The 15,314-nt window shown below is 36.3% G+C and carries 12 protein-coding genes; 5 read left to right on the forward strand and 7 right to left on the reverse strand.

Going from position 1 to position 15,314, the window contains the following annotated elements; translation table 11 throughout:
* Nucleotides 1–266 precede the first annotated feature (266 nt).
* A complete protein-coding gene (locus tag CM19_RS04250; protein WP_048099219.1) occupies nucleotides 267–917 on the forward strand; it encodes a GntR family transcriptional regulator in 651 nt (216 codons plus the stop codon).
* Here the strand turns inward: CM19_RS04250 and CM19_RS04255 are convergent.
* From CM19_RS04255 to CM19_RS04270, 4 genes are all read right to left on the reverse strand, one after another.
* Nucleotides 907–2,031, reverse strand: coding sequence for a mandelate racemase/muconate lactonizing enzyme family protein (locus CM19_RS04255; RefSeq protein WP_081801207.1), 1,125 nt, complete (start codon nucleotides 2,029–2,031; stop codon nucleotides 907–909). The genes CM19_RS04250 and CM19_RS04255 overlap by 11 nt on opposite strands.
* Entirely contained in the window at nucleotides 2,024–3,184 is a 1,161-nt protein-coding gene (locus CM19_RS04260; protein WP_048099220.1) for a UxaA family hydrolase, read from the reverse strand. Before CM19_RS04260 ends, CM19_RS04255 begins: the two co-directional genes overlap by 8 nt.
* A gap of 5 nt (nucleotides 3,185–3,189) precedes the next feature.
* Nucleotides 3,190–3,489 carry a UxaA family hydrolase gene (locus CM19_RS04265; RefSeq protein ID WP_048099221.1) on the reverse strand — a complete coding sequence of 100 codons (300 nt, stop codon included), beginning with the start codon at nucleotides 3,487–3,489 and terminating at the stop codon, nucleotides 3,190–3,192.
* 70 nt (nucleotides 3,490–3,559) lie between these two features.
* Nucleotides 3,560–4,933 carry an MFS transporter gene (locus CM19_RS04270; RefSeq protein ID WP_048099222.1) on the reverse strand — a complete coding sequence of 458 codons (1,374 nt, stop codon included), beginning with the start codon at nucleotides 4,931–4,933 and terminating at the stop codon, nucleotides 3,560–3,562.
* Between the two features lie 1,332 nt (nucleotides 4,934–6,265).
* Here CM19_RS04270 and CM19_RS04280 point away from each other — a divergent pair.
* Entirely contained in the window at nucleotides 6,266–8,629 is a 2,364-nt protein-coding gene (locus CM19_RS04280) for a GH116 family glycosyl hydrolase (protein ID WP_048099224.1), read from the forward strand.
* Here the strand turns inward: CM19_RS04280 and CM19_RS04285 are convergent.
* Nucleotides 8,626–9,456: an SMP-30/gluconolactonase/LRE family protein gene (locus CM19_RS04285; RefSeq protein WP_048099225.1), complete on the reverse strand. Its 831-nt coding sequence runs from the start codon at nucleotides 9,454–9,456 to the stop codon at nucleotides 8,626–8,628. The genes CM19_RS04280 and CM19_RS04285 overlap by 4 nt on opposite strands.
* 1 nt (nucleotide 9,457) lies before the next feature.
* Nucleotides 9,458–10,222 carry an SDR family NAD(P)-dependent oxidoreductase gene (locus tag CM19_RS04290; RefSeq protein WP_235185617.1) on the reverse strand — a complete coding sequence of 255 codons (765 nt, stop codon included), beginning with the start codon at nucleotides 10,220–10,222 and terminating at the stop codon, nucleotides 9,458–9,460.
* 322 nt (nucleotides 10,223–10,544) lie between these two features.
* On the opposite strand from CM19_RS04290, the gene CM19_RS04295 reads away from it, so the two are divergent.
* From CM19_RS04295 to CM19_RS12535, 3 genes are all read left to right on the forward strand, one after another.
* On the forward strand, nucleotides 10,545–11,738 hold the full coding sequence (locus CM19_RS04295) for a hypothetical protein (protein WP_048099226.1): 1,194 nt from the start codon (nucleotides 10,545–10,547) through the stop codon (nucleotides 11,736–11,738).
* Nucleotides 11,739–11,914: 176 nt separating this feature from the next.
* Nucleotides 11,915–12,118 carry a hypothetical protein gene (locus CM19_RS04300; RefSeq protein ID WP_048099227.1) on the forward strand — a complete coding sequence of 68 codons (204 nt, stop codon included), beginning with the start codon at nucleotides 11,915–11,917 and terminating at the stop codon, nucleotides 12,116–12,118.
* Between the two features lie 256 nt (nucleotides 12,119–12,374).
* Nucleotides 12,375–13,208: a metallophosphoesterase family protein gene (locus tag CM19_RS12535; RefSeq protein WP_052349454.1), complete on the forward strand. Its 834-nt coding sequence runs from the start codon at nucleotides 12,375–12,377 to the stop codon at nucleotides 13,206–13,208.
* A gap of 67 nt (nucleotides 13,209–13,275) precedes the next feature.
* Here the strand turns inward: CM19_RS12535 and CM19_RS04310 are convergent, their stop codons facing one another.
* On the reverse strand, nucleotides 13,276–15,279 hold the full coding sequence (locus CM19_RS04310) for a GH116 family glycosyl hydrolase (RefSeq protein WP_048099228.1): 2,004 nt from the start codon (nucleotides 15,277–15,279) through the stop codon (nucleotides 13,276–13,278).
* Nucleotides 15,280–15,314 lie beyond the last annotated feature (35 nt).

The raw sequence follows: 15,314 nt of genomic DNA on the forward strand, positions 1-15,314 counted from the left end.
AGGAAATCGTTACTTTTTATTTCTTTTTTCCTTTTAACTTATTTTGTCCACACTCTTCTAACTTATCAAACTATGCAGATCTTTTTTCTTTACTCACTACAAGTCATTACATCCATGTTTACTTTGTTATGGCTAAATACAAGGCTAATATAAGATATAATATAAAAGTATTTATTGAAAAAAGTTGAAGTTCTTTTGAATAAATCTAGGAATGGAAAAGTATAACGAAGTAAAGCAATATAAACCAGATAATTGAAAGACTTAATATGAACGAAAACTATAGAGAAAAACTCTCAGATAACGTTTACGCTAATTTAAAAAGGGATATAGTTACTGGAAAGTTTAGAACCAATGATAGATTAACAGAATCTGATTTAACTAAAACATATGGGGCTAGTCGAACTCCCATACGAGAGGCCCTAAAAAAACTCGAAAAAGAAGGGTTAGTTATAAGGGGGCCTGATGGTTATAGGGTTCTTTACCTCTCAAAAGATGAGGTAATTCAGCTCTATGAAATTAGGACAAGGCTAGAGGCCCTTGCGGCTGAAAAAGCTGCTATGGGGAATAGAGACAGATTGAAAGACTTAGAGACCATACTTGAGGAAATTAAGGAAAAAACGTACTCCGATGAGGATCCAGTAAATTTAGCCGAATTGAATGGGAAACTTCATATGATAATTGCAGAAATGAGTGGTAACAAATTTCTTATTCAGTGTCTTCAGGATATAAGAAATAGATTAACTGCTGTTAGAGTAACTTTATTTGCTGTTCAAGGAAGAAGAGAGATGGAAATGAAAGAGCATGAAGCACTAGTAGAGGCCATCAAGGACGGAGATCCTAAGAGAGCATCCGATCTTATGTTTGAACACGAAAAAAATGTAATGGAATTTATAAGAAAAAACCTTTTTATCTACTAGATAAATCACTAAATTTGAGTAATCTTAGCTTTTTCTCAAATTTAATTTGGGATAATTTTTCCTCTTCAGGTTTAATATCATCTGGGACTTTAACTTCTCCCTCTTTTATCTCAAATCTTATTCCGAAAAAGTCTGGAATAGGAGCTAAGGGAAATTCCACCAATTGAATCCCTCTCCTAGCAGAAGCAACTTGAAGAGTATGGAAGATAGCTATTGCAGATCTATGAGGTCTTAAGTGAGGAAAAACCTTAACGTTATACGATTCAGCTAAAGCAATAACTTTAAGGAACTTTGATATGCCGCCAATTTTCGCTATATCTGGTTGGACTATTGAAATTCCACTTTCAATTAGGTCTCTAAATCCTTGAATTGAGTACTCATTTTCTCCTGCGGCAATAGCTATATCAGTTTTTTGAGTTAGTTTTGATAGAGCTTTATAGTCGTTTGGAGGCCAAAGAGGTTCCTCTATCCAGTCTACGTCAAATCTTTGGATTTGATTAATAAATTTATTCGCATCGTCTAACGAAAAGGGCGAATTTAGATCAACTGCTATTCTAATATCATTTCCTATCCTTTCCCTTATTTTCCTCAATGATTCAAGAGTTGACTGTGGAGGTTGATGCAGTTTTACTCTGGTAAAACCTCTTTCTATTGCTAAATCTGTAGCCTCAATTACTTCTTTTTCAGAAGGATATCTAGGTAGACTGGCATATACCTTTATCTTTTCCCTTTCCTTTCCTCCGAGGATTTTATAAAGCGGTACCTTTAAAGATCTACTTAGGCAATGCCATAGCGCTTGATCAACTGAACTTATCGCACCAGTTGTTACTCCTTGTCCTGCGGTAAATAGAGCTTTTTCCATTACTTCTTCAGTTTCTTGAATAGAATTTACCTCCTTAAGGAAGGGAATAACGAAATCATTGAGGACTCCTAAATAGGCTGAAATTATTCCGCTACCAGCTACTAGAGTCTCCCCCCAACCTTCGCAATCATCTCCTTCAACCTTAACGTAAAGCTGGATTCCCCATTCATCTTTCCATTCAGTAATAATTTTATCTTCGTAGGGTATAGATACTGGAAAAAGTTCAATTCTCCTTATCTTCACGTCAAGCACTCACGTACAGCTTTATTGGTGAGAATTCGTCGTGTTGAAGTATCTCTGAGGCCGTTAATCTTCCATTTGCAGTTCTAATTGCATACTCAAACACTCTTTCTCCAGCTTCTCTAAGATCTATCTTCAGTCCAAGCAAATCAGATACGTCAACGTCTATGTGTTCTTTCATCGTACTAATAGTTTTTGGATTAGCTGAAATCTTTACCACAGGAATTATTGGATGCCCAACAATATTTCCTTGTCCAGTAGTGAATAGATGAAGAACAGATCCCTTAGCTGCAAATAGAGTTACAGCTTCTGCTGCAGCTGAGGAAGTATTAACGAAGCAAAGTCTAGACTTTCCTTGCGGTAAAGGATCTAGATAGTCCAATACGCAAGTAATGGGTTTAGTTCCTAATTTCTGAATATTACCTAAAGCTTTTTCCTCAATCGTCGTTAAGCCTCCCTTTATATTTCCTTCTGTTGGTTGCGAACCAAGTAGATCCACTCCTTGAGACTCAATTATATTAGTATATTCTTTAAATATTTTCCAAAACTTTTCCCTTAATTCTTGAGTTGAAATTCTACTAGCAACTATGTCCTCAGCCCCAGTTAGTTCTGAGGTTTCTCCAAACATTACTGTGGAACCGTAATCAATTAATTTATCTACTGCATAACCAGTTGCTGGATTTGAGGCCGCACCTGAAGTTGTGTCAGATTCTCCACATTTTATACTTGCAACCAATGAGGATAAGTCGACTTCTGTTCTTTGTTTCTCGGAAGATATTTGAACGAACTCTTTAGCTTTCTCGCTAGCTCTATTTATTGTTTTTAGATCTCCGTAACCTTCGATAGAAAAAGCAGCAACTGGTTTTCCAGTTTCAGCTATCTTATCAGCTACCTTGTTTGTCCAATTATCCTCAATCCCTATAACAATGGCTGCGGAAATGTTGGGGTTTGCCCCAGTTCCTGAAAGAATATGAAATAAAAGATCTAGATCAGATCCAAACTGAAGCCTTCCGTATGGATGGGGAAGTGCAACTGTTCCCCTTATTAGCTTTGATACTCCGACAGCAGCAGTGTTAGATAAATCATCCACAGGAATAACTGCCACGTAATTCCTTACACCTACAGAACCATTTTCTCTTATATACCCTTTTATTGTTGGATTCATTTACATCACCTCCTTAAAGGAAAACTCCACCTCTTAGATCTAAGGTTATGTGTATGTACATGTTCTCCCCGTTTTATATCTTTTGTAGCTACACCTATAATTCTTCCATATTTAATTACTTCTTCACCTTGCTTTATATCTCTCAAGGCAATTTTATGGCCTAATGGTATACTATCTTGTGATACAACCTTTGTTAATGGGTTCTTATCCGCAATATAGAATACTTCCACTTCTTCACCTTGTTTCGTATCAGAAATTAGTACACCTACATTATCTTCCTTCTCATGGATTAAAGCTTTAGCCATAAACTAATGTCGTATAAGTCATTTATATACATTTCTGTATACAGTAAAAAGTTCATTTTATCTTGATATATTATGAAACAGTTTCACCTCCTATTTTCCTCTCCGAGATTTCCTCTAACGTTTTACCTTTAGTCTCAGGAGCTAGAAGAATAGAGAGAATTAAACCAGCAAAACATGCAAAAATAATTATAGATAACTCGTCAAAAGATGGTAGAGCTGGAAATATCAATCCCGTTATAACTCCTCCTAACCTTCCTATTCCTTGCTTCCATCCCTCCGCCGTAGCCCTAATTTTTGTTGGAAATAACTCTGGCGAGTAAACCATATGAAGGCTCGCAGGGCCTATGCCCTGAAACATTGCAAATAGTATAAAGGATAAAAGCTTCAGAACGTTAAAAGTCGGAGGAGCAAACGTTAAGAATAATATTGTTACTAGCATACCAGCCCATCCTGTTATTGTTGAATTTCTTCTTCCAAACGAATCAATAATTAAAATGCATATTATATCCCCAACAACGAATAATGACCAATATAATATTGAGCCTATAAGCCCAGATTCTCCAAAGGAAGCCAGAATTGATGGACCATATATTGTCGAATCAATAAAGGCTATTGCGAAAAAGAAGTAAAACAGACCAATAAATATAGCCCATTTTGTGTATTTTGTGAGAAGATCTTTATAATATTTAGAAGATTCTTCTTCAAGTTTCGCATCCATTATTAACTTTTTTGTTTCCGTTGAAACTTGTGAATTAGTGACTTTTTCGATAACTTTTATTGCTTCTTCTTTTTTTCCATGCTCTAATAGCCATCTAGGAGATTCAGGTGTTCTATATCTTGCTATTATGGCTATTATTGCAGGTATTGCAGCTGATATTAACATATATCTCCATGCTATTGTACTTCCTAAAGGTAGGAGGGAATAGCCAACCAGTGCTGCTACAATTCCGGCAATATTGAAAAACGTTATATTCATCACCAAGAATTTTCCTCTTGGTTTTACCGGAGTAAACTCGCTGAGATAGGAGGTTGCAATAGGATAATCCAAACCAATGCCTATTCCAACCAGAAATCTAGCGAAAATTAATTCTATGGCATCGGTAACTAAACCGGATATAATAGCGAAAAATACAAATAATATTAAATCTACAATAAAAATTAATCTTCGACCCAACTTATCAGTGAAATAGCCGGAAATTAATGCCCCTATAAGATTTCCTATTATGACGGAGATGCCTATAAGTCCTAAAGTAAATGGTTGATTCTGTAGTCCAAAGGCTTCCTTTATTCCAGCTAAACCAAATGAAATTATAATTATATTATATCCATCTACAAATATTCCACTTCCAGTGAGAAGAAGCATCTTATAATTGAACCACCTTGATTTTCCCCAGTTTAGGTTCTTGAATAATTCGTCCTTAAGTTCTTCCCAGGACTTTGACATTTTAAATCATTTGAACACTCTGAATACTGTATAATATACTTTTCTGTATACAACCATGTGTATGCAGCAGTTAAGGGGACTGCATGGGAGAGGTTAGATTGATCTCTTCTAATAAATAGAACCTTTTTCAGATAATAATACAATTTTACAATAGTGTGCTAGTTTAGATCTTATATTGATAAACAGATAATGGGCAAAAATCTCAGTTAGAGTTAAACGTTTGAGGTATATAACAATATACAGTCTATATCGGTCTACTTCTATGAAAGGGACAAAAGAACTAAATAAGATGAGTTAAGGCAAATTAGCCATAACTAAGAAAATAGAACAAGAAACACCGACTCTACTTCTAAGTAATCAAAACATCGATGTTCTTTTTTATGTTGCATCAAAGAAATTCTTCAATGGATAAAGCTGTTTTCCCTAAAGGAAAAATTAAGATTAAATATCTCTCTCCTGTAACCGCAGGGATAAAATTTAAAGACAGAGATAAGAGGTTTAAAACCTTCTCTACTTTGGTCAAATTCAAGGTTAGGGTACACTAAGAATCCCAAAATATGGTAAAACACGCTATCATCAGGCTAAACATGTGTGGTAAAATCTTTGTGACTTTAGTTATAGACGGTCATTTGCTTCCCCGAGTGAAAAATCCAGAAAGGTGTAGGTGTATATAGACTTCACAATACATGAATTATGTTTAATATCCTAGGAGTTACTAAAAGCGACTACAAAGACTTAAGAGGTTTCCAGTCACTCTCCTTGAAGGTCAATAGATCAAAGAACTTTGAGATAGCAAGAGTGGAGATCGAAATGTCTTTGGGAAGGGTTGTAAATTTTCATTGTAGCTTGAACCTAGAGAAGGAAATACTAAGCTGAGGACTATGACGTCCAGTCATCGAGGATATTCAAGTGAGAGATTAGTTATGAGGTTTACAAGGATCTTACTCCCCTAGTTATAGGTTGTTGATTTTCACCATATGATAGATATTCAGATGGCAAATGGAGAAAATATGGAAAGATTTTCAGAGGTTGAACAGGTATATACATGCAGAGCCTGCTCATTAGCAGTTACGTAAAGGTGAAGCATTTTTCAATAGAGGGCTATCATTTGCAAAAATACGGTTATGCTGCGATCTCGAATTCTAGACCCCCTTAAATTATTGATAATTTTAAAACACTATTGGCGTTTAAGATAGCCATAAGTTAGAAGACAAACATGATATTGCTGGCTTTCTGGGTAAAATATAAGCTAAATCTCTCGTCCTAATTTTAAGCAAAGTTCTTTTAGTTAAAGAAATGAAAGAATTTATACTATTCTACATTTATTAGTCTATGCGCTATGAATTTTCGTATTCTACATCGAGTGGAGTTGCATTAGGAGGCATTGGCTCTGGGAGCATAGAAATAAGAGCTGATGGTCTCTTTTATAATGCGGATTTCCTAGGTTTTTGGCAAAAAATCTTCAATCCAGAGGATATTTTCTTCGTAAATAGGACAGGAGATCAACTTAGAATTTTGGCATCAACTCCTTACATTCACGGATCGACTCCATATGAGATGCCATGGGTCAGACCTGTAGAGAGAATCGTTTATGATGGAGAACCTCCTTTCGCTCATCTAAATTATGGTATAGCATCAGCTACTTTTTTATCTCCCACAATACCTCTTGACCTAAAGAGGTCTATTTTTCCTTTATTTTATGGAAACTTTAATTCAGAAGGAGAGATTACTATATTTATAAAACCGGAATTCCTATTCTCAGTAGAGAAAGGGAAGGACTATATAAAAATAATAACAAAAGAAGGGGAAATAGCTATAAAGAGCCCTAACATGTTAAATTGCGGCTTAGTCGAGGACATAAGGAAGGCTTATGTAGACTTAAGATTGAAAGGATATGTTGAAGATCAACAAAAAGGAAATTATGTGTTTGTATCCATGAGCAAATCCCCAGAATTTACCTTTTCCTGGTATTTTCCTAATTACGAAATAGGAGGAGAAAAGTATAGACGATATTATGCCAAACTGTTTAAGGATTCAGTTGACGCTTCGGCGTCGTTTTGGGAGGAGAAAGAGGAAATAATTAGCAAGACTGCAAAGTTCCACGACCTAATATACAGCCCAAAAGGAGTAGAACAGTGGATTGCAGATCTAATAGGATCTCAGATATCCACACTAAAGAAAGTAACAGTCCTTTTAGAGGATGGAGATGTTGCTATTTGGGAAGGTCTATGGGATCCGTACTTTGGTGGTCCCTTACCTAAAGAACTTAATTTTTTTGGTGAGAGTAATTCAGGCGTTTTTAATACAACTGATCTCTCCTTCTATTATGCTCCAGCTCTTCTAGCTCTTTATCCAGAACTTTTAGATAACTTGATCTCATGGACATCAAAGTTTCTCCTAAAAGAAAATACTAAGGAACATTTACTTTACTCTTCATCTTTCTTGGAGAATTTGATAGAATTGAAGAAGGATATGATTAAGGATCCATCAATACTAGTAGATTTAAACAAGATGGAAGAGGAAATTGCAAAGATAGTAAAGAAGACAGGAAAAGATCCAGCAGGAAGAGTACCACACTTCTTTATCGCCCCATTTAGAAAAGCAAATGATTATAGAATGCTCGGTAATCAAGTAGAGTTTCCACTCCAATTACTCCTTCTTTACGCATACACAGGAAAGAGTGTTAAAGAGGATATAATAAAAGTATTTGAGTCAATTAGAAGAACTCAGCTGGGAGATCTTGGGCTTCCATACCACACTACTCCAGCAGGGTTAGAACAGGAATTTTTCACACAAAAAATATTAGGAACTCAAGAATTCGCATTTCTTAGGGGTTACAACTATCCCCCTATAAGTTTCCAAACCTTTGACGGTTGGTCTATGCTTGGTTATTCATCGTATACGTCCATAATGTGGTATTCTATGCTTTTCCTGATGCGGAAAATTCTTAATATAGAGGAATATAAGGAAATGGAGGAAAAATCTAAGGAATCATTAAAACAATTGTGGAATGGTAAATACTACGATCTATGGTATGAACCCATTACGGGAATAAGGGATACAGCTAGCAATATTGCCCAAGTTATGGGCTTTTGGTATTGTAGACTAATGGGATATGAAATGGGGGAAGAAGATGTACTTAAGGCAATTGTAAAGAATAACCTGATAAAGGGAGAAGGAACTGTTAATGGAATTTATCCAGGTGAAGTCAGACCCTCATTCTCAGAAAGTAGGAAGTATAAAAACAATACTGGTTTCCCATTTATCGGTGGACCTGATGTTCCGTGGGGCGGTATGGAGTTAGCGCTTGCTTCTCACTTATTATACGCGGGCATGAGAGAGGAAGCTGAGAAAGTCTTGAAGGAGATTTATGAAAGATATAAACTTGCAGGTATGTTTTGGAAACACGTGGAGTGGGGTTCCTATTACAGCAGAAACTTAGATGCTATAACTCTAATATGGGGTTACGAGGGCTTATCTTATAATAAAGAGAGAAAAAGCCTAAAAATCAAGGGAATGTGGCCGATGGAGTGGATTTTTATGCTTCCATCAGCTTGGGGAAAGATTAGTATTGAAGAGTGCTTAACTCTCGAAATAGAGGATGGATATCTTGAAATCTCAGAGGTTGAATTCAAAGGAAGATCGATCAAGTTGGAAAAAGAACTAACAAAAGGAGATAAAGAAAAAATTTGTTAATGAAACTTGAAACCCTCTAATCCCCTAACTTTCACTTTTCCCATTAAAAGATATCCTCCATCTTCACCAGCTGTCGTAATGTAAACTATATCAAGATCCTTCCCACCAAACGTAATAGAGGTAGTATATCTAAACCCGGTCCTAATTTCTTCAACCTTAACTCCTGTTGGCGACCATCGACTGACCTTACCTCCTCCCCAATGAGCAATCCACAAAAATCCTTCTTCGTCCACGCTCATACCATCTGGATTTCCAGGTTCATTTGCAAAATCTATTAAGATATCTCGATTATAAATATCTCCTTTATTGATATCAAAGTCAAATGAGTACACCTTCCTTGTTGGACTATCAATCAAATACATCTTATCCCAATCAGGACTCCAACCTAAACCGTTAGATACTCTTAGTCCTGTAAGTATCTTCGTTAACTTTGTTCCTTCGAGTTTATAAAGACTGCCTAAAGGTTCCCTTCTTTCGTTCATAGTGCCAGCCCAATACCTCCCTAGTTTATCGCATTTTCCATCGTTGAATCTGTTATCGTCAGTTTCATTTATTTTAATTATTTCATCAACTTTTCCTTCTTTTACGTAAACTGTCGAGAATGAGTGTTTTACAGTAGCTATAACTCTCTCACTATCTATTACACAAAGAGATGATACCATATCATTTAAGGAGACTATATTTTCCCTTTCATTCTCGTCAAGGTAAAGTATTTTTTTCCCGAGAATATCTACCCAGTAAATTCTATTGTTTTCCTCATCATATGTAGGTCCCTCACCTAAAACTGCTTTGTATTTTGAGACTATTTTAAGATTTACACCACTCATGTTAGACTTCCCCAGAGGAGATCTCTACTGGATCTGGTCTCCTACTTATTAGTCTTCCTCCGTCAACTATTACTTCACTTCCCGTTATAAAGGTATTGAGATCTGAGGAAAGAAAGAGTATAACGTTGACTATTTCCCTCATTCTTCCCATCCTTCCAAGCAGAGTTGCCGATCTCTTGTCAAGCGACTCTGGCGGTTCCTCACTCTTTGAATATATAGGCCCTGGTGTTACAGCTATAACTTGGATTCCGTATTTTCCTAGATCAACAGCCATACTTCTTGTCATTCCAAGAAGACCACTCTTAACAGTTACATATGGAAAAGAGGACTCAAGCGGAAAATGGGCTTGAATTGCTGAAATATTTATTATTTTCCCCTTGATACCCTTTTCTATCATTAGCTTGCTAGCCATTTGTGACAAGAGAAATGGAGAAGTTAGTTCTAGATTAATCATGTAGTTCCATTCTTCGAGTGATGTATCAAGTATGCTATATCTCGAATTTCTAGATGCATTATTTATTAGAACGTGAATATCCCCAATCTCCTTTTCATACCAATTAACAAAATCAAGAACTTCCTCCCTCTTTGAGAGATCTACCCTCTTAAAAGTTATGTCGTATTTTTCAAGATTCCTTCCGGCAGACTCGTCTCTGCCTAACGTTATAACATTAGCATTCAGAGATTTAAATGCCTTAGATAGTTCAAGACCTATACCATGAGTCCCCCCTGAAATGAGGACTTTCTTTCCGCTAAAATTTATATTCATAATCCTTTTTGGATGATCAAATTTTAAAATCATTTATTTACGATTCAGAATCTTCCTCATTTAATTAAAATTAGTTTAAGGGTTTTACGATAAAAAGTAAGATGGAACATGTATACATAATTATATGCGTAAAAATTTCCTTTTTAGAGGATTAATCCATCTCAGCTACCTTGGAAAAATTCTATAGCTCGTTATAACATTCAATAAATAGTTCAAGGTTTGAATATATTGGATAAGGAGTGAATGTCCTTCTCAAACAAGTGATTGTATAACGGAAAGCAAATCCACTTATTTTATATATTTCCTTAATGGAGGAGTTTCAATGGCAAATAAAATATTTAAAGTTCTCTTCCCTTGGGATTTAGGAATAGAAGACACAAAAATTGGCGTTGGTTCTCCATGTTTAGTTTACGATCCAAGAAGGGATTCAGTATGGATGCTTTTTACAGGCTGGAAGGATCCTGTAGGACTAAAGAGAGAAGTCTACATTGTCAAGGTAGATAATTCTTTCAATTTAGAAAAAAATACTTTAAGGAAAATAATATCTTTTGATTTTCCTGAGGTAAGAGAGTACAGTCACAACACCGTTAGATGTATCTATAATGAAGTTAGAGACGAGTTCTTGGTAACCACTAGTCATGGAGAGAAAATATATCTTTTTGTCTATGATGGAAATTGGAACATAAAGTGGTATAAGGAAATATGGAGGTATTCTAAGGCTAAAGATGCAGGTTTTCCTCTAAAGCCTGCAGGAGCGTACTGGAACCTCAAAGATGCTTATGCTGTTGCCCCTATTCAAGAACCTGAGGAAGAAGGAATAGAGTTTTTCCTCGTAAAAAACATACACTCCAAAGATGTTAAAGTTGAGAACATGGGTATTATTGGAAGATGGGGACGAGCAAATGACGTATTAGATTTCGTAACTATCCCTAGATTTCAAGTCTTTATAGAAGAGAATACAAAGCTCAAATGGCTTCCTCACACTTTTATTGGTCCAACACTCGATGAGCTTAGATCGATCAATGATTTCAAGTCGATCTTTATCCTTGAGGGTTCACTAACTCCCCTTCTTCCTTTTGACGAATCATTTGTTCAGATAGGCCATCCATTCTACACAACTCTCCCAGATGGGAGACCAAAGCTCTTACTAGCATCATTCAGGGATACGTGGACTATAAAAGATAGCAGTGATGAAAAGGAAGGGAGAGAAGGGTACTCACATGAGATATGGGGAATCGAAGTTGATTCAACTATTTTCAATTCAGATTCCTACGGAGAATTGAGAGGAAGAATAAATGAGGATTCTTCTGGGAGATGGATATATTGCCCTAACAGAAGAAAGATTGCCATTTCTTCGTCCAAAGATTTAAAGATAGAAATGAAAGTGTCATTATCTGATAACGTCGCAGAAGAGATTAAGGCCAACGCTGGAATTAATGTTATCGATTCTCCTTTAACGTGGGTGAGAATATCAGGAGAGGGGAACATTTCTGCAACAGTCGTTGCCACAAAATAATCGGTTTATATTTTTACCAAAAAATATATTTTATTTGAAATTAAATGATTTTCAATTTTTATTAGCTAAGATTATTAGCCTAGCTAGCGTATATATTACGGGAACATAGAGTATGGTAAAGCATAGAAGAATTCAAGATAGAGGCATTGAAATGAAGTTAACAAGCCAGATAGGAAATGAAAGAATTAGAACTCAACCATATAGCATTCAGGGATAGGATGATAGACTCAAGGAAGTTACCTTCCTCGACTACTTCCCTATATATTACTATAAACCTAACAGGAGAAACTAAAAGAACTTTAGAGGGCGTAGGGATAGCACCTAAGGTAGTTCCCATGAATAGAATACTTCCATGCTATAAGGCTCAGTTACTGCAATGATTTATGATTAAGCATCTCGTATTATGGCTATTCTTAGGTTTATACCAAACTTGAACCTCGAGTTTGCCCTATGACCTAGAAAATTATTCCCAAAATTCCGTTATTAAAGACAATTAATGATATTCTTTACAAAGCTATTGTAAGGTCAGCGTTTAGTTGGAACTCTTTTACTTTAAACATCCATTGATTAGGATAATTTAATGGAATATCGTCTTATCGATATAAACTTAAAATATAAAACTCTTAAGTAAATCTTATGGATTACAATAAGGAAATAAATAAGGCATTGAGGGGAAAAATAAAATGGTTAGCGGTGTTTGGGGATATACATGGAGCTCTAGACGAGATGTATAAAACGGTTAAAAATATAGAAGAAGCTTTTAGTATTGAGATATCTGCTGTCCTTCAAGTAGGAGATATGGGCACATTCCCAGATCTCTCTAGGTTAGACAAGGCTACTATGAGATTCTTTCGTCAGGATTTTTCAGAGGCAGGTGTAGTAGATTACATTAGAGGTGTAAAGACTTCCAGTCATTTGACGATATTTGTGAGAGGGAACCATGAGGATTTCGATTTCCTAAAGACAAGGAAGAACAGATTTATCGATCCAGATAACATGATATTTCACTTATATGGGGGACCAATAGTCTTAGGTAATGTTAATATTGCTGGGCTTGGGGGTATAGAGACAAGGGATAGTGGTAGAAAACACGCTGATAACACATGGATGTACATTGATAGTAGGGAGTTATCAATGATCGAGAATAAAAAGGTTGACATTCTCCTAACCCACGACGGACCCCAGGGCTACAGTCTATCTCAAAATTTAAGCGCTGGTTCTGAAACAATATTACAATTGATTAAGGATCTTAAACCAAGGTTTCACTTTTTCGGGCACTATAGCAGACCATTACCTCCAACTCTCATTGGGAAGACTATAAGTGCATGCCTAAACTTAGACGAAATAAATGGAATAGAGTTTTATAAAGTCCCTAATAGAGAGGCTACTGTGGGTCTAGTAGATGTAGAGGAATGGAAATTCTACTTATTATCTAAGGAATTTGAGTTAATAGATCTAGAAATTGGATAAAAAAAAGATAATCTATCATTTACCTTGAAAAGTTTAATACTAAGGCTAACTTATAACTAAACTAGTCTTAGAAAAGAAACGTCCAGAATGCTGAGCTTCCAACATAGTGATCAAGAAAATCGGTTACGGGTTCTGGCTTTCCGGTGATTGCGCTAATTCTTGAAGGATTATTCCATACTAGTCCTTGGTTAACAAGGTTGTCCCATTCCTTCTTTAACGCTGGAAGAAAGTCAATTCCATACTTCTTCCCTATCCAAGCTACAGCAGTTAAAAGCCTTGGCCATGAGGAATAGGTCTGCGGACTTAACATAACGATCTCTCCGTTTTCCTTAACAAGATTAGGCGTACAGTACTGAGAGACACTAGCGTTTACTCTCAAAGCCCAGTTCAAGGAGCTCGCCATTTTTTCTTTATCAATAATATGATCTAAACCTAGAAGGGTTGCCCACCATTCTCCCCAGAACTGTCCAAGGAAGATAGCATTATCAATTTTGGGATCTCCCCTCCATGGTATAAAGTATTTCCCGTTAAAAAGAGAGGAAAAGGAATCTCTAGCCCTTTTAAGAATTTCTGCGTAATTTTTACATTCTCTTTTAAGGATATCACATGCTCTCATGAAGGCAAGAAGCGAGGCAATAAAGAGAGAAGATGTATAAGAATCAACTCCTTTTATGGCTATAGCATCGAAGGCATTATCCATTTCCCCTTCAAGCTCTGGTAGACCATCTCCATCCTTATCTTGAGAGATCTCCCATTCGAGAACTTTTTCCATAACTGGGAAAAGTTCCTCTAAAAAACGTTTATCCCCTGTGAACTTAAAGTAACGATATACAAGTAGAATGAAAGAAGGGTTCATATCTTTCCATCTAGGTGGGGACGTCGTTCCATCTGTAGGTATATCAAGAGAATGGAATCCTAGATCGTGAGGAACGTAGCCATCTTCTCTCACTTTTGAAGCAAGTAATTTTAGAAAGGACTTCTCTAGTTCTGGAAACATGAGTAGAACTGGAAGAGACCCGAGCTCATAGCATGTTCCTATTGTTCCTTGATATGGACAATTCTGAGGCGACTCATAAATAGAGAACCGTCCATTATCGTCTAACCAAGTGCTAGTGGAAAGAATATAGGTACTATTAATTATTGCGTCCTTTAGCCATGGTATATCGTTAGGTATCTCGCTATGCCATCTTAACGTTTCATTCCTAAGTCTAAGGAACTCTTCCTTAAAGTACTTTGCTACTTCCCATGAATCTTTGAATTTATTTTGATAATAATGACCATATGGATAGAAAACATGTTTCCCTGAAAAGTACCATGAGAAAACAAATCTAATCTCTTCACCGTCCTTTACCTTAGAGAAAACGATCCCTACAGGTTCATCACTTTCTCCGGTAACTTCGTGAGGATTATCACGAGGAACTTGATCCGAGTTGATAGAAATCCATGGTTCCTCATTTTCATAGAGGCTCTTGTCCTTAGAATAGAAGACTTCGCTTAACTTCCTTCTCAAGTTATACTGAGCAAGAACTAGATCCGGCTTTTCAGCAATTATTGATATGTTTCCCATAGCTGGATCGTGTTCGTTAGTCTTTAAGTTAGTCATAAATATTCCACCTTCTCTTGCTAGATTTATTCTTCCTTCAGTTCTTGTCCCAACGATGTTTTGGATAGAAATACCTAAGATTCCGCTCGATCCAGAGACCTTAATTGATATACCTAAAGCTGGAAGAGAAGAATCATCTATATTCCTTGGAATAATTGGAGAAAAGGCCTCAAAGTTAACTAAGTATTTTCCCTTCATTGAGATCCTTGTAAAGGGATACTCTCCCTCATATACTAGATCTCCTTGGAACTCCTTGATAGACTGACCAACCCTTCGTTGAAGAAATACTCCATCTGTCTCGTTCGGTTTGAAGAATACATGGAACCCCCTCATAATTTTGAACGGAGAGCTCCAGTTATTGGCTATACTAATGTTAACTAGCTTAACCTCTCCATTTATCTCGACCTTTCCAGCCCCTATCCCTCCCATAGGAACTCCTTGAGAAGGTAAAGAGGAGTAAATAACCATAGATTAAAGGAAAACTGTATGATATTAAGCTTATG

This window comes from Candidatus Acidianus copahuensis, from assembly GCF_000632495.1.
Classification (GTDB): domain Archaea; phylum Thermoproteota; class Thermoprotei_A; order Sulfolobales; family Sulfolobaceae; genus Acidianus; species Acidianus copahuensis.